Source organism: Vogesella margarita (assembly GCF_028548475.1).
Lineage (GTDB): Bacteria > Pseudomonadota > Gammaproteobacteria > Burkholderiales > Chromobacteriaceae > Vogesella > Vogesella margarita.
Map to the genome: position 1 here is coordinate 62,026 of NZ_JAQQLE010000010.1, position 21,115 is coordinate 83,140.

17 protein-coding genes are annotated in these 21,115 nt (G+C 62.4%); 7 read left to right on the forward strand and 10 right to left on the reverse strand.

Annotated features, from left to right (window positions below; translation table 11 throughout):
• Nucleotides 1–28: 28 nt before the first annotated feature.
• From PQU96_RS11505 to PQU96_RS11535, 7 genes are all read left to right on the forward strand, one after another.
• Nucleotides 29–2,188, forward strand: a complete 2,160-nt coding sequence (locus PQU96_RS11505) for a malate synthase G (RefSeq protein ID WP_272772492.1) — start codon at nucleotides 29–31, stop codon at nucleotides 2,186–2,188.
• A gap of 135 nt (nucleotides 2,189–2,323) precedes the next feature.
• The gene (locus tag PQU96_RS11510; protein WP_272772494.1) at nucleotides 2,324–2,752 is read left to right on the forward strand and encodes a ComEA family DNA-binding protein; all 429 of its coding nucleotides are present in this window, start codon (nucleotides 2,324–2,326) and stop codon (nucleotides 2,750–2,752) included.
• A gap of 224 nt (nucleotides 2,753–2,976) precedes the next feature.
• Nucleotides 2,977–3,186, forward strand: coding sequence for a YMGG-like glycine zipper-containing protein (locus tag PQU96_RS11515; protein WP_189373990.1), 210 nt, complete (start codon nucleotides 2,977–2,979; stop codon nucleotides 3,184–3,186).
• 286 nt (nucleotides 3,187–3,472) lie between these two features.
• Complete coding sequence (locus PQU96_RS11520; protein WP_268245224.1) at nucleotides 3,473–3,601, forward strand: hypothetical protein; 129 nt, start codon at nucleotides 3,473–3,475, stop codon at nucleotides 3,599–3,601.
• Between the two features lie 187 nt (nucleotides 3,602–3,788).
• On the forward strand, nucleotides 3,789–5,147 hold the full coding sequence (locus PQU96_RS11525) for an NfeD family protein (protein ID WP_272772496.1): 1,359 nt from the start codon (nucleotides 3,789–3,791) through the stop codon (nucleotides 5,145–5,147).
• Nucleotides 5,144–5,908 (forward strand): slipin family protein, encoded by a 765-nt coding sequence (locus PQU96_RS11530; RefSeq protein ID WP_272772497.1) that lies wholly within the window; start codon nucleotides 5,144–5,146, stop codon nucleotides 5,906–5,908. Before PQU96_RS11525 ends, PQU96_RS11530 begins: the two co-directional genes overlap by 4 nt.
• A 159-nt stretch (nucleotides 5,909–6,067) precedes the next feature.
• On the forward strand, nucleotides 6,068–6,295 hold the full coding sequence (locus tag PQU96_RS11535; RefSeq protein ID WP_189373993.1) for a hypothetical protein: 228 nt from the start codon (nucleotides 6,068–6,070) through the stop codon (nucleotides 6,293–6,295).
• Between the two features lie 506 nt (nucleotides 6,296–6,801).
• Here the strand turns inward: PQU96_RS11535 and PQU96_RS11540 are convergent.
• The 10 genes from PQU96_RS11540 to PQU96_RS11585 all read right to left on the reverse strand — a co-directional run bounded on the left by PQU96_RS11540 (nucleotide 6,802) and on the right by PQU96_RS11585 (nucleotide 21,053).
• Nucleotides 6,802–7,044: a hypothetical protein gene (locus tag PQU96_RS11540; protein WP_272772498.1), complete on the reverse strand. Its 243-nt coding sequence runs from the start codon at nucleotides 7,042–7,044 to the stop codon at nucleotides 6,802–6,804.
• Nucleotides 7,045–7,155: 111 nt separating this feature from the next.
• Nucleotides 7,156–7,611, reverse strand: a complete 456-nt coding sequence (locus PQU96_RS11545) for a DUF2971 domain-containing protein (protein WP_272772499.1) — start codon at nucleotides 7,609–7,611, stop codon at nucleotides 7,156–7,158.
• A gap of 55 nt (nucleotides 7,612–7,666) precedes the next feature.
• Nucleotides 7,667–10,489, reverse strand: coding sequence for a valine--tRNA ligase (locus tag PQU96_RS11550; protein WP_272772501.1), 2,823 nt, complete (start codon nucleotides 10,487–10,489; stop codon nucleotides 7,667–7,669).
• A gap of 184 nt (nucleotides 10,490–10,673) precedes the next feature.
• Complete coding sequence (locus tag PQU96_RS11555; protein ID WP_272772502.1) at nucleotides 10,674–11,876, reverse strand: acetyl-CoA C-acyltransferase; 1,203 nt, start codon at nucleotides 11,874–11,876, stop codon at nucleotides 10,674–10,676.
• Between the two features lie 67 nt (nucleotides 11,877–11,943).
• On the reverse strand, nucleotides 11,944–14,319 hold the full coding sequence (locus PQU96_RS11560; protein ID WP_272772503.1) for a 3-hydroxyacyl-CoA dehydrogenase/enoyl-CoA hydratase family protein: 2,376 nt from the start codon (nucleotides 14,317–14,319) through the stop codon (nucleotides 11,944–11,946).
• A 197-nt stretch (nucleotides 14,320–14,516) separates the two neighbouring features.
• Entirely contained in the window at nucleotides 14,517–15,926 is a 1,410-nt protein-coding gene (locus PQU96_RS11565; RefSeq protein ID WP_272772504.1) for an OmpP1/FadL family transporter, read from the reverse strand.
• A 155-nt stretch (nucleotides 15,927–16,081) separates the two neighbouring features.
• Nucleotides 16,082–16,471, reverse strand: a complete 390-nt coding sequence (locus PQU96_RS11570; protein ID WP_272772505.1) for an acyl-CoA thioesterase — start codon at nucleotides 16,469–16,471, stop codon at nucleotides 16,082–16,084.
• A gap of 84 nt (nucleotides 16,472–16,555) precedes the next feature.
• A complete protein-coding gene (locus tag PQU96_RS11575) occupies nucleotides 16,556–19,009 on the reverse strand; it encodes an acyl-CoA dehydrogenase (protein ID WP_272772506.1) in 2,454 nt (817 codons plus the stop codon).
• 34 nt (nucleotides 19,010–19,043) lie between these two features.
• On the reverse strand, nucleotides 19,044–19,679 hold the full coding sequence (locus PQU96_RS11580) for a TetR/AcrR family transcriptional regulator (protein ID WP_189352475.1): 636 nt from the start codon (nucleotides 19,677–19,679) through the stop codon (nucleotides 19,044–19,046).
• 192 nt (nucleotides 19,680–19,871) lie between these two features.
• Nucleotides 19,872–21,053, reverse strand: a complete 1,182-nt coding sequence (locus tag PQU96_RS11585; protein WP_272772507.1) for an O-succinylhomoserine sulfhydrylase — start codon at nucleotides 21,051–21,053, stop codon at nucleotides 19,872–19,874.
• Nucleotides 21,054–21,115: the final 62 nt, after the last annotated feature.

Sequence of the window (21,115 nt, forward strand, 5' to 3'; positions counted from 1 at the left end):
GGCGCACGACGATAAAGAGAGAAACTTCATGACTACGCGCATCCAGAACCACCGTCTGCAGGTTGCGGCCAACCTTTATCACTTCATCGAGCAGGAAGCACTGCCCGGCACCGGCATTGATGCCGCCGCCTTCTGGCAGGGTTTCGATGCGCTGGTGCACACGCTGGCACCGAAAAACCGCGCGCTGCTGGCCGAGCGTGACCGCCTGCAAGGCGAGATCGACGCCTGGCACCGCGCCCACCCCGGCCCGATCGCCGACATGGCCGCCTACAAGACCTTCCTCGCCGGCATCGGCTACCTGAAACCGGTTCCGGCCGACGCGCAGATCAGCACCAGCAACATCGACAGCGAAATCGCGGAACAGGCCGGCCCGCAGCTGGTGGTACCGGTGATGAACGCCCGCTACGCACTGAACGCGGCCAACGCGCGCTGGGGCAGCCTGTACGACGCGCTGTACGGCACCGATGCCATCAGCGAGGACGACGGTGCCAGCCGCGCCGGCACCTACAACCCGGTACGTGGCGGCAAGGTAATCGCCTTCGGCCGTGATTTCCTCGACCAGGCGGCACCACTGGAATCCGGCTCGCACCATGCTGCCACCGCCTATAGCGTGGTCGCCGGCCAGTTGCAGGTACAGCTGGACAACGGCACGGCCAGCGGCCTGAAACAGCCGGCACAGTTCATCGGTTTCAATGGTGATGCCGCCGCGCCGAGCGCCATCCTGCTGAAGCAGAACGGCCTGCACTTCGAGATCCAGATCGACAAGAACAGCGCCATCGGCGCGCAGGACGCAGCCGGCGTCAAGGACATCGTGATGGAGGCCGCGATCAGCACCATCATGGACTGCGAGGACTCCGTCGCCGCCGTCGATGCCGACGACAAGGTGCTGGTATACCGCAACTGGCTGGGCCTGATGAAGGGCGATCTGGTCGAGGAAGTGAGCAAGGGCGGCAGCACCTTCACCCGCCGCATGAACCCCGACCGCCAGTACACCGCCGCCGACGGCAGCGCGCTGTCGCTGCACGGCCGCAGTCTGATGTTCATCCGCAACGTCGGCCACCTGATGAGCAACCCGGCCATCCTCGACGGCGACGGCCGCGAGATTCCGGAAGGCATCATGGACGCGGTGGTCACCACCCTGATCGCGCTGCACGACCGTCAGCGCCGCGGCAACTCGCGCGCCGGCTCCATCTACATCGTGAAACCGAAGATGCACGGCCCGGACGAAGTGGCGTTCGCCAACGAGCTGTTCGGCGCGGTGGAAAGCCTGCTCGGCCTGCCGCAGTACACCGTGAAGCTGGGCATCATGGACGAGGAGCGCCGCACCAGCGTCAACCTCAAGGCCTGCATCGCCGCCGCCCGTCACCGCGTCGCCTTCATCAACACCGGCTTCCTCGACCGTACCGGTGACGAGATGCACACCGCGATGGAAGCCGGCCCGATGATCCGCAAGGGCGACATGAAGACCAGCAAGTGGATCGCCGCCTACGAGCGCAGCAACGTGCAGGTCGGCCTCGCTTGCGGCCTGCGCGGCCACGCGCAGATCGGCAAGGGCATGTGGGCGATGCCGGACCTGATGGCGGAGATGCTGAAGCAGAAGATCGGCCACCCGAAAGCCGGCGCCAACACCGCCTGGGTGCCATCGCCGACCGCCGCCGTGCTGCACGCGCTGCACTACCACCAGGTCAACGTGCAGGACGTGCAGAAGAGTCTGGAAGGCCAGGCCATCGACGTGCTGGACGAGCTGCTGACCATTCCGGTTGCGGCCAACCCTCAATGGTCTGCGGCCGAAATCCAGCAGGAGCTGGACAACAACGCGCAGGGCATCCTCGGCTACGTGGTGCGCTGGATCGACCAGGGCGTCGGCTGCTCCAAGGTGCCGGACATCCACAACGTCGGCCTGATGGAAGACCGCGCCACGCTGCGCATCTCCAGCCAGCACATCGCCAACTGGCTGCGCCACGGCATCACCAACGAGGCGCAGGTGATGGAAACGCTCAAGCGCATGGCCGCGGTGGTCGACCAGCAGAACGCCGGCGACCTGGCCTACCGCAACATGGCCGGCAATTTCGAGACTTCGGTTGCCTTCAAGGCCGCCTGCGACCTGGTGTTCAAGGGCTGCGCGCAGCCGTCCGGCTACACCGAGCCGCTGCTGCACGCCTGGCGCCTGGTGGCCAAGGCGCAGTAAGCCCCGCCGCCAGCCGCCCCGCAAACGCGCCATCACCGATGGCGCGTTTTTTTATGCCGGACACGCCGACGCAACAAGGCCGGCGCCCGCGGCGGCGCGAACTATACTGCACTGTCGCTTATTCGGGAGGACACCATGAAGCAACTGATCATCCTGCTTGGCCTGCTGGCGGCGCCGGTCATGGCGCTGGACATCAACGACGCCAGCTACGACGAGCTGGTCGCCGCCGGTTTCAGTACCGTCGATGCGCAGCGCATCGTCGACGCACAGCTTACCACCACCTTCACCAACAGCCGTGACCTGCTGGCGATCAAGGGCATCACCCAGGGCGATCTCAACCGCGTGCGCGCGTCGCTGACCATCAACGGCGAGCCGGTCACTACCCGTTCCGGCACCGCGCCGGCCATCCCCGGCGTGCGGGCCGCCATTCCGGCCAGCAAGAGCAGCACCGTTGAGCTTACCGACAAGGGTGCAAGCCAGGGCAAGAGCGGCAACAGCCAGCGCGGCGGCCACGGCGGTGGTGGTGGCAGCAACGGCGGCGGCGGCAAAGGCAAGGGCAACTGATCCGGAACCATCCCCGGCGGCACGCCATCCGCCAGCGACAACGCGCCACCCTGCCGGTGGCGCGTTTTTTTGCCATCGCCCCGGGCCAGGCCTGCGCGCCACACCGTAGCTTGCCTTGTCCACCGGCGGCGGCATACGGAACTTGCCAGCCACTGTGCCCTTCTAAGGCCAGTAAACTGCATTCGCTGACCATTCAACCGTCGGCCCCACCCTAGGAGCACATAATGAAATCCACCCTCACCCGTTCACTGACCCTGCTGGCCGCCATCGCGGCACTGACCGGCTGCGCCGGCATGACCCATAACCAGAAGAATGCCGCCATCGGCGCCGCCATCGGCGGCGTGGCCGGCTCGGTGCTGACCGGTGGCGACACCCTCGGCACCATCGGCGGCGCGGCCGTCGGCGGTGTCATCGGCAGTGGCGCCGTCAAGTAAGCCCCCTGCGCCATTCCCGCTGCCGGGCACTGCACACGCCCGGCCACCCCACCGCCGTCACGCTACCGTGACGGCGGTTTTGCTTGTGGCGGCCAACCTTGGCCGCAGGCATGCCGGCAGGCGATACCGGCAATCCAGACAAAAATAAAATCGTTACAGAACAGCGCACTAGCGAACAGTCCAGTATAAAAAACAGCCGCATCGGCACATGGCCAGCCGGCGATCAGCGGCTATACTGCGATATGAGCCGCGACCTCCCGCCGCGACCTCGCCAAGGAGCAGCATCATGGGCAAGATCCGACACAGCACCAAGGAAGCGAAAAAGCAGGCACAGCACACGCCGAAGGAGAAACGCGCCGCCAAGCAGCTGAAGAAACACGCTGGCGACCAGCCTCCTCTGCTACCCCCGCACTGAACCCCGCCCGCTTCCATCCCGTCCTCCCGTAACAAGCCCCTTGCGCTGCCTGGTCACCCATACCGCACCAGGCAGCCGCAGGCATGCCCCCTCTCCGTCATCAAAGTCTCCCGTCCCTGGCGGCAGACTGGCGCACGGCGCCATGGTCTAGACTGAAAGCAGCGCCCTGATGGCGCGGAGTTTCGCAATGAGCAAGCTGTGGCAGTTCCTCGCCGTGCTCTGGCTGGCCCTGCTGCCGGCCCTGACGGCAGCAGCCACGCCGGCACCGGTCGTCGTCATCCCGCTCAGCGGTGCCATTGGCCCAGCCAGCGCCGACCACGTTGGTCGCAGCCTGGCGCGCGCGCAGCGCGAAGGCGCGCAGCTGGCGGTGCTGCAGATGGACACCCCCGGCGGGCTGGACACCTCGATGCGGCAGATCATCAAGGCCATTCTCGCCTCACCGGTGCCGGTCGCCAGCTTCGTCGCCCCCAGCGGCGCCCGCGCCGCCAGCGCCGGTACCTACATCCTGTACGCCAGCCACATTGCCGCGATGGCCCCCGGCACCAACCTCGGCGCCGCCACGCCGGTGCAGATCGGCATGACCGGTTCGCCGGACAAGGCCGGCAAGCCCGACAGCAGCGCCCCGGCCAGCAGCAACCAGGATGCGCTCAGCCGCAAGCAGGTGAACGACGCCGCCGCCTACATCCGCGGCCTGGCGCAGCTGCGCGGCCGCAACGTGGAGTGGGCCGAGCGCGCGGTGCGCGAGGCCGTCAGCCTGTCGGCCGGTGACGCACTCGCGCTGCGGGTGGTGGACCTCACCGCTCGCGATCTCCCCGACCTGCTGCAACGGCTGGACGGCCGCAGCGTACCGATGGCCGGCGGTACACGGGTGCTGCACACCAACGGCGCCGCAGTCATCACCCTGTCACCGGACTGGCGCAGCCGCTTCCTCGGCGTGATCGCCGATCCCAGCATGGCGATGATCCTGATGATGCTGGGCATCTACGGCCTGCTGTTCGAGTTTTCCAACCCCGGCTTCGTGCTGCCCGGCGTGGTCGGCGCCACCTGCCTGCTGCTGGGGCTGTACGCGCTGCAAATGCTGCCGGTCAACTACACCGGGCTGGCGCTATTGCTGCTGGGGCTGGGCTGCATGATCGCCGAGGCCTTTTTGCCCAGCTTCGGCACGCTGGGACTGGGCGGCATCGTCGCCTTCGTCATCGGCGGGGTGATGCTGGTCGACACCGAACAGCCCGGCCTCGGCGTGCCGCTGGGGCTGATCCTGGCGCTGGCCGTCACCTCCGGCCTGTTCGTGTTCCTGGTCAGCGGCATGGCGCTCAAGGCCCGGCGCCGGCCGCAGGTCGGCGGCGAGGTGGCGCTGATCGGCAGCCGCGGCGAAATGCTGGACGATCTGGACGGCGAAGGCTGGGCCATCATCCGCGGCGAATGCTGGCACGTGTACAGCGCGACGCCACTGAAACGCGGCCAGCCGGTGCGGGTGACCGCGCGGCAAGGGCTGCGGCTGGAAGTGACGCCAAGCAGCGACACCGACAAAGGAGCACCGTCATGACTTACGAAATGGGCAGTGGCTTGTTAATGCTGATACTGGTGCTGCTGGGGCTGCTGCTGATCGCGTCCTCGTTCCGCATCCTGCGCGAATACCAGCGCGGCGTGGTGTTCATGCTCGGCCGCTTCTGGCGGGTAAAGGGGCCGGGGCTGATCCTGGTCATCCCCGGCGTGCAGCAGATGGTGCGCGTCGACCTGCGCACCGTGGTGATGGACGTGCCGACGCAGGACGTGATTTCGCACGACAACGTGTCGGTCAAAGTCAATGCCGTGCTCTACTTCCGCGTGGTCGATCCGGAACGCGCCATCATCCAGGTCGCCAACTTTCTGGAAGCCACCAGCCAGCTGGCGCAGACCACGCTGCGCTCGGTGCTGGGCAAGCACGAGCTGGACGAGATGCTGGCCGAGCGCGAACGGCTGAACCTGGACATCCAGAAGGCGCTCGACGCGCAGACCGACGGCTGGGGCATCAAGGTGTCCAATGTCGAGATCAAGCACGTCGACCTCAACGAGTCGATGATCCGCGCCATCGCCCGCCAGGCCGAGGCCGAACGCGAACGGCGCGCCAAGATCATCCACGCCGAAGGCGAGCTGCAGGCCTCGGTAAAACTGCTGGAAGCCGCGCGCATGCTGGCGCAACAGCCGGAAGCGATGCAGCTGCGCTACATGCAGACGCTGACGCAGATCGCCGGCGACAAGAGCTCCACCATCGTGTTCCCGATGGACATCCTGCAGGCGCTGCGCGGCAAGACACCGCCGGAGTGAGGCGAAGCGGCAACACAAGCGTAAAAAGCCTGGCCGCAAACCGGCAAGCGCTTGCGGCCAACCTTCACTGCCCAAACCTGAACAGTATCGGCAGCGCTGCACCTGGCGGCAAGCGACCGGCCCGTGCCGGCCACCATCAAGAACAAGGAGGGCAACATCATGAAATGCTGGACCTACGACACCCGCTACGGCCCGTTCGAGATCGTGCCACTCGATGGCCGCTACCACATCATGCACGAGGGCGAGGCGCTCGCCGCCTACCCGACCCCGGAAGAAGCCGCCAAGGCGCTGGCCGAAGGCCACAGCCCGTGGCCCCCCTTCGGCAACCCGCGCGACCTCGGCATCCCGGCCGACCTGCAACAATGGCATTGCCGCCTGCTGGCCTGAGCAAGGCTGCGGCATGAGTAATTGCCAAACAACGTTGGCCGCAAACCGGTGATGGTTTGCGGCCAACGTTTGAGCATCGCCGGTGCGTCGCCAGGCAAGCCGGGTGACGACACCCTACGGGTTTTCCACGTCAATACCGGACACCGTCAACCGACAGCCAGAATCGAACCGACTCACCCATCCCGTTGGGGCAAGCCGTGCAAACTGCCGCCAGCCCGGAAGCAAGCCGCCCTCTTTTGAGCGCAGCGTATGGGCGGCGCCGGGCTGGCGGCAGTTTGCACGGGAATTTTTGCCCCTTCGGGTCGCCTTTTCTTTGCTTACGTTCTTTTTGGCGAAGCAAAAGAAAGTAAGCCGCCGCCGCGCGGAAAGCGGCAGTTAAAAAACATCCGCGCAGCGGATACCACATTAAAAACAAGGTTGGCCGCAAACCTTTACGACTTGCGGCCAACCTTGGGGCGAGGTGAGCGCTGGGCTGCACTGCATTTAGCCCAACCTACCGTACTATCTCAGTTGGCACACAGCTGCCAATTTTCATCCAGAATTTCTTGTAGTTTTACACAATAATTTACATTGCTCAACGAAATAAATTTCAAACCCCAAGAGTCTGGCTTAAACACAACAAACTTCACCACAACCCCTGGGTTTACTTTAAAAATAAAACCAACAACCCTCTTGAGAACATGATGCTGCTTATCAAGCCGTTCTGATGGATTATCATACCATTTCCGCATAAAAGAAAAATTAGACAAAAATCTTAATCCTAAAATTACTTCCTTTATGCCTTCAATAGGGATTATATGATCTTCAAAATTTTCTAAGCTGTTTATTGCTTTTTTGACAACTCTAACTTCTTCCTCATACTACCAAACTTGGTTTTTATAAAGAAACGCTTTTTGTAAAGAACCAATATTATTTACATCAAAACCGCAATCACTCTCAAATATTCTTTTCACACCATCTTCAAAAAAACAATCACTAGGCTTGGTTTTTGTATAAACAACAGAACCATATTGCACTGGAATAATATATTCCGAGCATTCAGCAAGCTTCGCCAGCTTCACATCATAACCAATGACGATTCCTCGATGACTATCACCATAATGCGACCACATCAACGAATTCAAAGGATTACGAGCCAAGCAAAATATTCTAGAAACTTCATCCACAGCACCCTGATATAAGGGAGCCCGCCCGTAAATATTTGCAGTAACAAGTTCAAATGGGTCATTAAAAGTACTAGCTCGACTAAAGCGAACCGTTTTTTTAGACAGGGCAGCAACCCCAATCTTTCGATTATAATATTTGTATAAAATCATAAAACCCCCGCCACCTTTCGATGACGGGGGTTTTATCACGAATGACAACGAGCTATCAAGCCAATTTGGCCAACTGCCCCTTCACCTTCTCCAGCTTGTCATTCAACTCCGCCAGCTGCGCCTTGTCGCGCTCCACCAGATGCGCCGGCGCCTTGTCGACGTAGCCCGGTTTCTCCAGCTTCGCCGTCAGCTTCTCCAGCTCGGCGCCGAGCTTGCCGATTTCCTTGGTCAGGCGTGCGGTTTCCGCCGCCTTGTCCACTTCCACCTTCAGCATCAGGCGGGCGTCACCGCTGATGGCCACCGGCGAATCGTCTTCCGGCAAGGCGGATACGATGCTGCCTTCGGTGAGGCGGGCCAGCAGCTTCAGGTACGGGATGAACTCGGCGATGGAGACGTCGGCGGTTTCGATGAACAGCGGCGCCTTCACGGCCGGGCCGATGCCCATTTCACCGCGCAGGTTGCGCACCGCGTTGACCAGGTCCTTGAACGCGTCCATGCGCGCGTTGGCGGCGGCGTCGATCTTCTCCGGCACGGCAACCGGCCAGGCGGCGACCATGATGGAGTCGGTGTGCTTGGCGTTGGCCAGCGGGGCGACGGTCTGCCACAGCTCTTCGGTGATGAACGGCATCAGCGGGTGGGTCAGGCGCAGCGCCACTTCCAGCACGCGCACGATGGTGCGGCGGGTGGCGCGCTGCTGCGCCTCGTTACCGGTCTGCAGCTGTACCTTGGCCAGCTCGACGTACCAGTCGCAGTACTCGTTCCAGATGAACTCGTACACGGTCTGCGCGGCGAGGTCGAAGCGATAGGTTTCCAGCGCCTCGGTCACGTCCAGCTCGGCCTGTTGCAGGCGGCCGATGATCCACTTGTCAACGAAGCTGAATTCCAGCGGCAGGCTTTCGTCCTGGCCGCAGTCCTTGCCTTCCACGTTCATCATCACGAAGCGGGTGGCGTTCCACAGCTTGTTGCAGAAGTTGCGGTAGCCTTCGGCGCGCTTGAAGTCGAAGTTGACCGAGCGGCCCAGCGTCGCGTAGCTGGCCATGGTGAAACGCAGTGCGTCGGTGCCGTAGGCCGGGATGCCGTCCGGGAACAGCTTTTCGGTGGCCTTGGCGATCTGCGGGGCCTTTTCCGGGCGGCGCAAGCCGGTAGTGCGCTTGTCGACCAGCGGCGCCAGCGCGATGCCGTCGATCAGGTCCACCGGGTCGATGACGTTGCCCTCGGACTTCGACATCTTCTTGCCTTCGTGGTCGCGCACCATGCCATGGATGTACACGTCCTTGAACGGCACCTTGCCGGTGAAGTGGGTGGTCATCATGATCATCCGGGCAACCCAGAAGAAGATGATCTCGTAACCGGTGACCAGTACCTGCGACGGGATGAAGGCGCGCAGTTCCGGGGTATCTTCCGGCCAGCCCATGGTGGAGAACGGCACCAGCGCGGAGCTGAACCAGGTGTCCAGTACGTCCTGTTCACGGCGCAGGGTCTTGCCCGGCGCCTTGGCCTGGGCCTCGGCTTCGGTGCGGCCAACGTAGATGTTGCCGTCTTCGTCGTACCAGGCCGGGATCTGGTGGCCCCACCACAGCTGGCGGCTGATGCACCAGTCCTGGATGTTGTTCATCCACTGGTTGTAGGTGTTGACCCAGTTTTCCGGGATGAAGCGCACTTCGCCGGATTCGACGGCGTCGATGGCTTTCTGGGCAATGGATTTGCCGGTGGCATCCCCGTCGCCTACCTTGCTCATCGCCACGAACCACTGGTCGGTCAAGAGCGGCTCGATCACCGAGCCGGTACGGTCGCCGCGCGGCACCATCAGCTTGTGCGGCTTGGCTTCCAGCAGCAGGCCCTGGGCGGTGAGATCGGCCAGCATCGCCTTGCGTGCGTCGGCGGTGGACAGGCCGGCGTAGGCGGCCGGCAGGTCGATGGTGCCCTGCGCGGTGCCGTCAAAGCCGAACAGCTGCGCCTTGGCAAGGATGGTCGCCTGCAGCGACATCACATTGATGAGCTGGGTGTCGTGGCGCTTGCCGACCTGGTAGTCGTTGAAGTCGTGCGCCGGGGTGATCTTGACGAAACCAGTGCCGAAGGCGGCATCGACGTAGTCGTCGGCGATCACCGGGATCTGGCGACCGGTGAGCGGCAGCTCCAGCATCTTGCCCAGCAGGTGCTGGTAGCGCTCGTCGGTCGGGTTGATGGCCACGGCCACGTCGCCGAGCAGGGTTTCCGGACGGGTGGTGGCGACCGTCACAAATTCGTCGCTGCCGACTACCGGGTACTTGATGTGCCACATGAAGCCGTCTTCTTCCTCGGAGACCACTTCGAGGTCGGAGATGGCGGTACCCAGTTTCGGGTCCCAGTTGGACAGGCGCTTGCCGCGGTAGATCAGGCCCTGTTCGAACAGGCGCACGAATACCTCGGTCACCACATTGGCGCGGGTGTCGTCCATGGTGAAGTATTCGCGGTCCCAGTCCACCGAGCAGCCGACGCGGCGCATCTGGCTGGTGATGGTGCCGCCGGACTGTTCTTTCCACTCCCACACCTTGCTGGTGAAGGCTTCGCGGCCGAGGTCGTGGCGGTTGATGCCCTGCTCTGCCAGCTGGCGCTCGACCACGATCTGGGTGGCGATACCGGCGTGGTCGGTGCCCGGAATCCACACCGTGTTGTCGCCCTTCATGCGGTAGTAGCGCGTCAGGCCGTCCATGATGGTCTGGTTGAAGGCGTGGCCCATGTGCAGGGTGCCGGTCACGTTCGGCGGCGGCAGCTGGATGCAGAAGGCGGGTTTGCTGGTGTCCATGTGCGGCTTGAAGTAGCCGGACTGTTCCCATTGATCGTACCAGCGACGTTCGATGTCGCCCGGCTCGTAGCTTTTGGCAAGTTCAGTGGTCATGGTGTGAATTCGGTCTTTATCGATGCAGAAAAATGACGTCGATTATAAACCGAATCGGCTACAGCGTCGTCAGCATCCGTTGAGATGACCGGGCGGCAAGCCTGTTCACGTGCCCATGAAAAATGCCCCGCCAAGGCGGGGCATTCGCGGTGTGTTGCGGCCAACGTTGGCCGCAACGCTACGCTTACAGCACTTCGATGATGCCGGCGGCACCCATGCCGGTACCGATGCACATGGTCACCATGCCGTAGCCCTGCATGCCGGCATTGCGCATGCCGTGCACCAGCGTGGCGGTACGGATGGCGCCGGTGGCGCCCAGCGGGTGGCCCAGCGCGATGGCGCCGCCGTGCGGGTTGACCAGGTTCAGGTCTAGCTCCAGGTCGCGCGCCACCGCCAGACCCTGCGCGGCAAAGGCTTCATTCAGCTCAATCCACTTCAGCTGATCCTGGGTGATGCCGGCGTTGCGGCAGGCTTCCGGAATCGCTTCCTTCGGGCCGATACCCATGATTTCCGGCGGCACGCCCTTCACTGCGAAGGTCACATAGCGCGCCAGCGGCGTCAGGTTGAACTGCTTCAGGATCTTCTCGGACACCAGGATCACGGCACCGGCGCCGTCGGACATCTGCGACGAGTTGCCGGCGGTGACGCTGCCCTTGGCATCGAACACGGTCTTCAGCTTGGCCAGGCCTTCCAGCGTGGTCTCGCGGCGCGGGCCTTCGTCGGTGTCCAGCACGCGGGTGGTGCTGATCACTTCGCCTGTTTCCAGGTTCGGCGTGCGGTAGGTCACCTCCAGCGGCGTGATCTCGCTCTTGAACTTGCCGCCGTCGATGGCCGCGATGGCGCGGCGGTGCGATTCAACCGCGAACGCGTCCTGGTCTTCACGCGACACGCCCCACTGCTGCGCCACTTTCTCGGCGGTCAGGCCCATGCCGTAGGCGATGGCGTAGTTCTCGTCCTTGGCGAAGATCGCCGGGTTCAGCGACACCTTGTTGCCCATCATCGGCACCATGGACATCGACTCGGAACCGGCGGCGATGACCACGTCGGCCTCACCCAGGCGGATGCGGTCGGCGGCCATCTGCACCGCGTTGATGCCGGAGGAGCAGTAGCGGTTGATGGTGATACCGCTGACGGTGTTCGGCAGTCCGGCCAGCAGCACGCCGATACGCGCCATGTTCAGGCCCTGCTCCGCCTCGGGGAAGGCGCAACCGACCACGCAGTCGGAAATCAGGTTCGGGTCCAGCGTCGGCACCTGGGCCAGCGCGCCGCTGATCACGTGCGCCAGCATGTCGTCCGGACGCACGTTGCGCATCATGCCGCGCGGCGCCTTGCCTACCGGCGTGCGGGTCACGGCGACGATGTAAGCTTCCTGTACTTGTTTAACCATTTTTTGCAATCTCCTTCAGGCCGGAGCGGCGGCGCACACGCCACCCTCCGGCCGCTGTTCGGCGGTATCAGTTACGCAGCGGCTTGCCGGTAGTGAGCATGTTGGCGATACGGTCCTGGGTCTTGCTGGACTTGAGCAGGGTCATGAACGCCTTGCGTTCCAGATCCAGAATCCACTGCTCGTTGACCAGCGTGCCCTGCTCCACGTCGCCACCGGTCATCACGTCGGCGATCAACGCGGCGATGGTGAAGTCGTGCTGGCTGATGAAGTGGCCTTCCAGCATGTTGACCAGCTGGCCCTTGATCGAGGCGGCACCGGCGCGGCCGGCAACCGCGAAACCGGCGACCTTGAGCGGCGGACGGTAGCCGGACTCGTACAACGCCAGCGCCTGCTGCTTGGCGACGTACAGCAGCTCGTAGGCGTTGAACACCACGCTGTCGCTGTTGCGGAAGAAGCCGATCTCCTGCGCCTCGTGGCCGCTGGTGGCGACCTTGGCGGTGGCAATGGCCATGAAGTAGTCCTTCAGCGCCGCCAGCACGTCGCCCTGCGCGTTCTGCGCCGCACGCAGCGCGAACTCCTTGCAACCGCCGCCACCCGGCAGCAGGCCAACACCGACCTCAACCAGACCGACGTAGGATTCCAGCGCGGCGACGACCTTGTCGCAGTGCATCGCGAACTCGCAGCCACCGCCGAACACATAGCCCTGCGTCGCGGCGACGGTCGGGATGTGGCTGTAGCGCAGGCGCATCGAAGTGGTCTGGAAGCGGTGCACCATGGTGTCGATCGCGTCCCAGTCGCCCATCATGAACGCCGGCAGCATGGACTGCAGGTCGGCACCGACCGAGAACGGCTCTTCGGTCTGCCAGATCACCAAGCCCTTGAAGCGGGCTTCGGCGATGTCGATGGCGGTGTTGACGCCGTCGATCACGTCCGGGCCGATGGCGTGGGCCTTGGACTTGAACGACACCACCAGCACGTCGTCACCGGTGGTGAAGGCGCGCACGCCCTCGTTCTCGAACACGGTCTCGCCCAGCAGGCCGGCGGTTTCGCCCAGTACCTTGGCCGGGGCCAGCTGGCGCTGGTACACGTCCAGCGTGGAGCGGCCGACCAGTTTGCCGGCGGTGGCATCGAAGGAGCCATCGGCAAAGTGCACGCCGGCACGGTCGGTTTCCAGCGCCCAGGCCGGCAGCGCGGCTGCGGCCAACGTTTTGCCGGCCTTGATGTCTTCATCGATCCAGCCGGCAACCTGCTGCCAGCCGGCCGCCTGCCAGGTCTCGAACGGACCGACCGACCAGCCGAAGCCCCAGCGGATGGCAAAGTCGACGTCGCGCGCGCAGTTGGCGATGTCGCCGAGGTGATAGGAAATGTAGTGGAACACGTCACGGAAGCAGGCCCACAGGAACTGTGCCTGCGGATGGCTGCTGGCGCGCAGCTGCTTGAACTTCTCCGCCGGGTTCTCGATCTTGAGGATGGCCTTGACCGCGTCGTCGCCCTTCTCGCCGGCGCCCACGTACTCGCCCTTGGCGGCGTCGAAGACAAACATCTGTTTGCCTTCCTTCTTGTAGATGCCGCGCTTGGTCTTGGCACCCAGGCTACCGTCGGCGATCAGCTGCTGCAGCCACTGCGGCGACTTGAAGTAGGCGTGCCACGGGTCGTTCGGCAGCGTGTCGTCCATGGTTTTCACCACGTGGGCGAAGGTGTCCAGGCCGACCACGTCGGCGGTGCGGAAGGTGGCGGACTTCGGACGACCAAGGCGCGGGCCGGTCAGATCGTCGACCACGTCAAAGCGGATGCCGAATTTTTCGGCGTTGGCGATGGTGGCCAGCATCGAGAACACGCCGATGCGGTTGGCGACGAAGTTCGGGGTGTCCTTGGCACGGATCACACCCTTGCCCAGCGTGGTCACCAGGAAGCGTTCCAGGTTGTCCAGCATGCCGGCGTCGGAGCCCGTGCACGGGATGATCTCGACCAGGTGCATGTAGCGCGGCGGGTTGAAGAAGTGCACGCCGCAGAAGCGTGGCGCCAGCTCGGCCGGTACGCCGGCGGCCAGCTGGTTGATCGACAGCCCGGAGGTGTTGGTCGCGAAGATGGTGCGCTCGCCCAGATGCGGCGCCACCTTGGCGTAGAGGTCGGTCTTCCAGTCCATGCGCTCGGCGATGGCCTCGATCACCAGATCGCAGTCCTTCAGCAGGTGCAGGTGCTCTTCGTAGTTGGCCGGCTGGATGTAGTTGACCGCATCCTTGTTGGACAGTGGCGACGGCTTGAGCTTTTTCAGGCCGTCGATGGCTTTCAGTGCGATGCCGTTCTTGTTGCCGTCTTTTGCCGGCAGGTCGAACAGCACGGTCGGCACCTTGGCATTAACCAGATGAGCGGCGATCTGCGCCCCCATCACGCCGGCGCCGAGAACGGCGACCTTGCGTACGATAAACTTGGTCTGAGACATGGTTTCCTCGGTTGTCTTAACGAACAAACATGGTTGCGGCTTCACGGATTATAGATTCCGGGTAAGCCATTCCGCGGGAAAGTCGGCTGAATCACAGTATCTGAACAACGGTTCAGCACTTCCCGAAAAAAACACGGCAACAGGGTCGCCGTGCCTGCTGCGGCCAACGTCAAACGTTGGCCGCAAAGCCTCGCGGCTTAGAAACGGTGGTTGTACTGCACCCCCAGGATCTGGGCGCTGGCTTTGTAGTTGGCGGTGCCCACGGTCTGGCTGGAAACACAAACAGTCTGGCCTTGCGAGGTGCAACGACCGTCAACATTGGCCTTCGCATCCTTGATGTGGATATAGCTGTAGGCAAAGTCGATGGAGGACTGCTTGTTCAGATCGTATTTGCCACCCAGCGAGAACCAGTAACGGTCGTTGTCAGGCATGGTGGCCAGACGATGGTTGTCATCCGGCACCGGCGACTTGTCGAAGGCAATACCGGCGCGCAGCTGCAGCGGCTCGGAGTACTGGTAAGCGCCACCCAGCGAGATCTTGTAGGTATCTTTCCACTGCGGATTCAGGTAGGTGGTATCACCCTGATTCACCGCCGGGAGAGACACTTTTGGCGTACCGTATTTCAACTGTGCAACATCAAAGCGCGAGTGCTTTGTCCAGGTCAGGTCGCCAAACAAAGTCACCTTGCGATCCAGCTTGTGCATGGCATGGAGCGACAAGGACTCGGGGGTCGTAATTTTTACGCTAGCATCTTCAGAATCGGGATACAGACTCTTGACCAAGTCAGCGACTGCATTGCCTGGACCGCCGGCAAGCACATCGGTGGAGCGTGACCACTTGGCCGATCCCTTGAGTTCATGATCAACCTTGGATCGGTAGTTCACACCAACACGAGTGCTATCATTTATGTCCCATAACCACGCCAGGTTGTAGCCAAAGCCCCAGTCTTTACCGTCAACATCCGCATATCCATCATACGTGCCGTTACCCCCGCCCAAGCCACCAGGAACCGCGGCGCCATGGTTGGCGTACTGGCGCAGAGTCGCCTCAGCGTGCTGGGCGACCACACCAACTGCAACCGAGTGCTGTTCGTTCAGCTTCAGTGCCACGGTCGGATTGATATCCATGGTCTTGAGCGAAGTGGCATTCAGGTTGTAACGCAACACTGAATCACGCTGGTATTCGGTTTCCGATGCAAAAGGAACGTAGATGCCCAAGCCCACAGTGACTTTTTCATTCAACTGGTGGGTCAGGTACATCTGCGGCACGGCGATCAGGTCATCTGTGATTTTACCGCTTGTTGTTCCGGCAATAGCGCCACCAACTGGGCGTGGCGTACTGCCAGGAACAGTGTAATTACCTGTTGCGTTGGAATACTCAACACTCGGCGCTACCAGGTTCAATGCACCGGAAAAGTTGGTCCCCTCCAGCTTGGTCATGCCCGCCGCGTTATAGAAAATAGTGGAAGCGTTGCCGGCTTCGGCAGCACTGGCATTGGCGGTAGATTGGGCGCTGACCGACTGGGTACCGAAGTGATAGCCGGAAGCCATGGCAATACTGGTTGCACCCATCATCATGACGGACAAGCTGACGTGTTTCAGTTTCATGTGTTATTCCCTCTGTGCATTGTTATTCATGCTGTTCCGAACGTCTGTTTGATTGACGATCTGGCCCGATACTACCTAGACACGAAGCCGTTATCCAGCTTTTTCGAGCATTCGTTCCAAACAATCGTTTCAATGAAACAACACATCAAATGCACTCAGGAAATGATTCTGGATTTGCCTTCGGCATCAATGGCGACATAGGTGGCAATCACCTCGGTAATCGGCACCACTTCGCCGCCCAAGCGCTCCGCCTCTACCGTCACCTTCAGCGTGACCGACTTCTGTCCGAGACGGAAACACTCGGCATACAGTGACACCACGTCACCGACATGGATGGGGCTGGTCAGCTGGAAAGCATTGACCGCGACCGTCGTCACCGGCCCCTTGGCCAGCCTTTCGGCGCAGATGGCACCGGCGGTATCGATCTGGAACATCAGCCAGCCGGCATGGACGCGGCCGTGGGCATTGGTGCTGCGCGGCTCGGCACGCAGGCGCAGCACCGGCTCACGGCAGATTTCGGGTTGTTGCTGTGGGGATGGGGTCATGTTGTCTCTCTCGATGGCGCTCTGTCGACAGAGTGCCATCGACAGAGACGGGCGTGGCCGCCCGACTCCTTATTGTTTAGCCGATCAGAAGATCAGCCGCTGCAGCAATTTGTCATCATGCTGCTCAAGTTTCATGTCGAAATCATCGACCATGATCACGTCGCGCTTCAGCTTGCGCGCACGCGTCACGGCGTCGAATTCCTGTTGCGTAATCTGGCCGGACTGCAAGGCCTCCGCCAGCCGCTCGCGCGCGGTGACAGTCTTGAACTTGCCATCCCGCCCCAGTTTGCGCAACTTCTGTTCCAGCGGCTCGGTCTCCAGCATCGCCTTCAGCGCCGGCTCCAGCACGCCGACCGGATCCGATTCGTCGCTCGGCGCGAAGATACCACGGGTCAAACGCTCGCGTGTCGGACCCAGCTCCATCAGCAGCCGCGCCACCTTGGTGCCGGTGTGGTCGCTGGCCGGCTTCAGCGTCAGCCCCCACGGGAAAATCACCTTGCGCAGGATTGCGGCCAACGTGCGGCTCGGCAGGTTTGCGAGGAAGCCGTCCATCGCCTGCTGCAGGTCGTACAGCGCATTCTCCACCGCCCACTGCAGCACCGGTAGGTCTTCCTTCGGCGCACCGTCACGTTCGAAGCGCTTCAGGCAGGCAGAGGCGATGTACAGGTTGGACAGCATGTCACCCAGCCGCGCCGACAGCTTCTCGCGGAACTTCAGGCTGCCCCCCAGGCTGAACATCGCCATGTCGGACAGCAGCGCAAAGGCGCTGGAGAAACGCGTCAGCTGCTTGTAGTAGGCGGCCACTTCGCCGCCTTTCGGGCTGCCGACCAGCTTGGCGCCGGTCAGGCCCATCCACAGCGAGCGGAACACGTTGCTGATCACGAAGTTGATGTGGCCGGTGATGGCCTTGTCGAATTCGGCGGCGTCATTGCTCATCGCCGCTTTCATCTCGCGCAGCACGAAGGGATGGCAGCGGATTGCGCCCTGCCCGTAGATGATCATCGAACGGGTCAGGATGTTGGCGCCTTCCACCGTGATCGCGATCGGGATCGCCTGGTAGGCACGCGCCAGGTAGTTGCGCGGCCCCAGCACCACAGCCTTGCCGCCATGGATGTCCATCGCGTCGTTCAGCGTTTTGCGCATGCGCTCGGTATTGTGATATTTCAGCACCGCGGACAGCACCGACGGTTTTTCGCCGATATCGAGGCCCGTCAGTGCCAGATCCTGCGACGCTTCCATCTGGTAGGTGAAGCCGCCGATGCGCGCCATCGCCTCGTCCACGCCCTCGAACTTGCCGATGGACAGGCCGAACTGGTCGCGGATGCGGGCATAGGCGCCGGTAGTGTAGGTTGCCACCTTGCCGGAGGCCACCGACATCGCCGGCAGCGAGATGCAGCGCCCTACCGACAGGCACTCGACCAGCATACGCCAGCCCTGGCCGGCGTAGTCGCGGCCGCCGATGATCCACTCCAGGGGAATGAACACGTCTTTACCCCAGGTCGGGCCGTTCATGAAGGCGGCACCGCCAGGGAAGTGGCGACGGCCAATGCAGACGCCCTCGTGCTCGGTCGGCACCAACGCGCAGGTGATGCCGATGTCTTCCTTGTCGCCCAGCAGGTGATCCGGGTCGTACATCTTGAACGCGAGGCCAAGGATGGTGGCGACCGGCGCCAGCGTGATCCAGCGCTTTTCCCAGCTCACGCGCAGGCCGAGTACGTCGTCAAAACGTTGGCCGCTGCGCGGATCGGTGTAGCTGCCGCGGCAGACGATGCCGTAGTCGGGGATGGCACCGGCGTCCGAGCCGGCGTAGGGGCTGGTCAGCGCGAAGCACGGCACTTCCACGCCCTTGGCCAGACGCGGCAGGTAGTAGTCTTTCTGCGCCTCGGTGCCGTAGTGCTGCAGCAGCTCGCCCGGGCCGAGCGAGTTCGGCACCATCACCGATACCGCCGCGGTGCCGCCACGGGTGGCAATCTTGGTGACCACCTTGGCGTGCGCGTAGTTGGAGAACTCCAGACCGCCGTACTTCTTCTTGACGATCATGCCGAGGAAGCCATTGTCCTTGATGAACTGCCATACTTCCGGCGGCAGGTCCTTCAGCTCGTGGGTGATCTTCCAGTCATCGACCATCTTGCACAGCTGCTCGGTCGGGCCATCCAGAAACGCCTGCTCTTCAGCAGTCAGTTTCGGATCCGGGAAGGACAGCAGACGATTCCAGTCCGGCTTGCCGGAGAACAGGTCGCGATCCCACCACACGGTACCGGCGTTGATCGCCTCCTGCTCGGTCTGAGACATCGCAGGGGTGATTTTCTTGAAGACGGAGAATACCGGGCCGGTGAACACGGCGCGGCGCAGCGGCACCAGATTCAGAACCAGCGCGATGACAGCAAACAGCGCCCACAGCGCAAGCGGGACCTGGCAGCCCCAGACTGGCTGCAGGCTGGCAAGCCAGCCCGCGATGACGACAGTCCACGCCAGAACGGGGGCGCGGAAATACGCGAGCGCCCCGAGCAGCAGGATCAGAACAATAGCAGAAGACATTATGGTTACCCTCGTGTTGACCTCGTGGAGTCAATCAGACGGGCGCCGTCAACCCCGCTACGACGAAAGGCACCAGGTGCTTGACGACCATGTCCGGGTCACGGGCGGAAACCACCTGACTGCGGACGAAGATCTTCAGCACATCATTACCGGCGAAGGCATTGAACATCACGCCAAAGGCAAAGTGCATGCGCCAAGCAATGTCTTCGGTTTCAAACTGCGGCAAAGCTGCCTGGAAGGCACTGCTGTAACGCTGTACAAACACGCTGTACTGCTGGTTCAGTGCCTCGCGCAGCAGGCGGTGGTTTTCCACCAGCGTGCGCGACATCAGCCGGACAAACAGCGCCCCGCCCTTGGTCGGGTCTTTCGACAACATCAGGCAGGGCTTGATGAAGGTCAGCACCAGCGCCTCGGCGGTCAGGGCTTGCCCGGATTGTTCCAGCGCGTCGAGCTCGGCCAGACAGGCGGCCACAAACGGGCCGATCCTGCGCATGAACACCGATTCGAACAGCGCATCCTTTGAACCGAAGTGGTAGTTCACAGCGGCCAGGTTGACTTCGGCCTGCTGTGTGATCATGCGAAGTGAGGTAGCTTCAAAGCCGTGCTCGACAAACAGCCGCTCGGCAACATCGAGAATCCGAGTTGCGGTATCGGGTTTGTTCACTTCCATGTCGTCTTGCACTTTCATCGGATTGAGTAATTGCGTCGCCTTGTCCATCATGATTTTAGAACAAGCGTTTGAAACTTACGTTTTAAATTGATGCCTGTCAAGAAATGCATTCCTGAAGCCTCCCGCGGTAAACACAAGTAAAACGGCAGTCCTTAGTCTAGACTGCCGTTCGATTGAAACAAACGTTTTTTATTACAAGCCTCTAGCGAGATCCGCCTTCAGGTCATCGACGTGCTCCAGACCGACGGCAACCCGCAACAGTCCCTCACTGATGCCGGCACGCGCGCGCGCCTCCGGCGTGATGCGTGCGTGGGTGGTCGATGCCGGATGGGTCAGCGTGGTCTTGACGTCGCCGAGGTTGGCGGTGCGCGAAATGACCTGCACCGCGTCCACCACCCGCCAGGCCGCTTCGCGCCCACCCTTGATCTCGAACGACACCACCGCCCCGCCGCTGCGCTGCTGCTTTTGCGCCAGCGCAAATTGCGGGTGGCTCTCCAGCCCAGGGTAGAACACGCGCGCCACCGACGGTTGCTGTTCCAGCCAGCGCGCCAGTTCGAGCGCGTTGGCGGAATGCTTTTCCATGCGCAGGTGCAACGTTTCCAGACCGGACAACAGTACCCAGGCATTGAATGCCGCCAGGGTCGGGCCGGCGGTGCGCACGTGCAGGTAGATCTGCTCGATCAGCTTGTCGTTGCCGACCACCGCGCCGCCCAGCACCCGGCCGTGGCCATCGAGGTACTTGGTGGCGGAGTGCACCACCAGATCGGCGCCCAGTTGCAGCGGCTGCTGCAGTGCCGGCGAACAGAAGCAATTGTCGACCACCAGCAAGGCGCCGGCTTCATGCGCGATGGCGGCGACAGCGGCAATATCGGCCAGCTCGGTGAGCGGGTTGGACGGCGTTTCCAGGAAGAACACCTTGGTATTGGGCTTCACCGCCGCCCGCCACGCTTCCGGATCGGCAGCATCGACATAGGTCGTCTCGATATTGAACTTGCCGAGAATGCCGTTGAACAGGTTGATGGTGGAGCCGAACAGGCTCTGCGACGACACTACGTGATCGCCGGCCTTGAGCAGGGTCAGCATGGTGGCCTGGATCGCGGCCATACCGCTGGCGGTGGCAATCGCGCGCTCGCCGCCTTCCATTGCGGCCAACCTTTGCTGAAAGGCGCTGACGGTCGGATTGGTAAAACGGGAGTAGGTGTAGCCTTCGATCTCGCCCATGAACATGGCGGCGGCCTGGGCGGCCGTATCAAAGGTGAAGCTGGAGGTCAGGTGCAGGCTCTGGCTGTGTTCGCGGTATTCGCTGGTTTCGCGGCCGGCACGGATGGCCAGCGTCTCGGGATGCAAGGGGGGACAGGTGTCTTCGCGCGACATGGTGGGCTCTCGTACGGCGTATGGCTGAAAGACTTTCAACAATAACAAGGGTTGGCCGCAAC

Bases quoted from the DNA above. Each gene is read 5' to 3' on its own strand.
- PQU96_RS11505 (WP_272772492.1), top strand. From the start codon at position 29: ATGACTACGCGCATCCAGAACCACCGTCTGCAGGTTGCGGCCAACCTT.
- PQU96_RS11510 (WP_272772494.1), top strand. From the start codon at position 2,324: ATGAAGCAACTGATCATCCTGCTTGGCCTGCTGGCGGCGCCGGTCATG.
- PQU96_RS11515 (WP_189373990.1), top strand. From the start codon at position 2,977: ATGAAATCCACCCTCACCCGTTCACTGACCCTGCTGGCCGCCATCGCG.
- PQU96_RS11520 (WP_268245224.1), top strand. From the start codon at position 3,473: ATGGGCAAGATCCGACACAGCACCAAGGAAGCGAAAAAGCAGGCACAG.
- PQU96_RS11525 (WP_272772496.1), top strand. From the start codon at position 3,789: ATGAGCAAGCTGTGGCAGTTCCTCGCCGTGCTCTGGCTGGCCCTGCTG.
- PQU96_RS11530 (WP_272772497.1), top strand. From the start codon at position 5,144: ATGACTTACGAAATGGGCAGTGGCTTGTTAATGCTGATACTGGTGCTG.
- PQU96_RS11535 (WP_189373993.1), top strand. From the start codon at position 6,068: ATGAAATGCTGGACCTACGACACCCGCTACGGCCCGTTCGAGATCGTG.
- PQU96_RS11545 (WP_272772499.1), bottom strand. From the start codon at position 7,611: ATGATTTTATACAAATATTATAATCGAAAGATTGGGGTTGCTGCCCTG.
- PQU96_RS11550 (WP_272772501.1), bottom strand. From the start codon at position 10,489: ATGACCACTGAACTTGCCAAAAGCTACGAGCCGGGCGACATCGAACGT.
- PQU96_RS11555 (WP_272772502.1), bottom strand. From the start codon at position 11,876: ATGGTTAAACAAGTACAGGAAGCTTACATCGTCGCCGTGACCCGCACG.
- PQU96_RS11560 (WP_272772503.1), bottom strand. From the start codon at position 14,319: ATGTCTCAGACCAAGTTTATCGTACGCAAGGTCGCCGTTCTCGGCGCC.
- PQU96_RS11565 (WP_272772504.1), bottom strand. From the start codon at position 15,926: ATGAAACTGAAACACGTCAGCTTGTCCGTCATGATGATGGGTGCAACC.
- PQU96_RS11570 (WP_272772505.1), bottom strand. From the start codon at position 16,471: ATGACCCCATCCCCACAGCAACAACCCGAAATCTGCCGTGAGCCGGTG.
- PQU96_RS11575 (WP_272772506.1), bottom strand. From the start codon at position 19,009: ATGTCTTCTGCTATTGTTCTGATCCTGCTGCTCGGGGCGCTCGCGTAT.
- PQU96_RS11580 (WP_189352475.1), bottom strand. From the start codon at position 19,679: ATGGAAGTGAACAAACCCGATACCGCAACTCGGATTCTCGATGTTGCC.
- PQU96_RS11585 (WP_272772507.1), bottom strand. From the start codon at position 21,053: ATGTCGCGCGAAGACACCTGTCCCCCCTTGCATCCCGAGACGCTGGCC.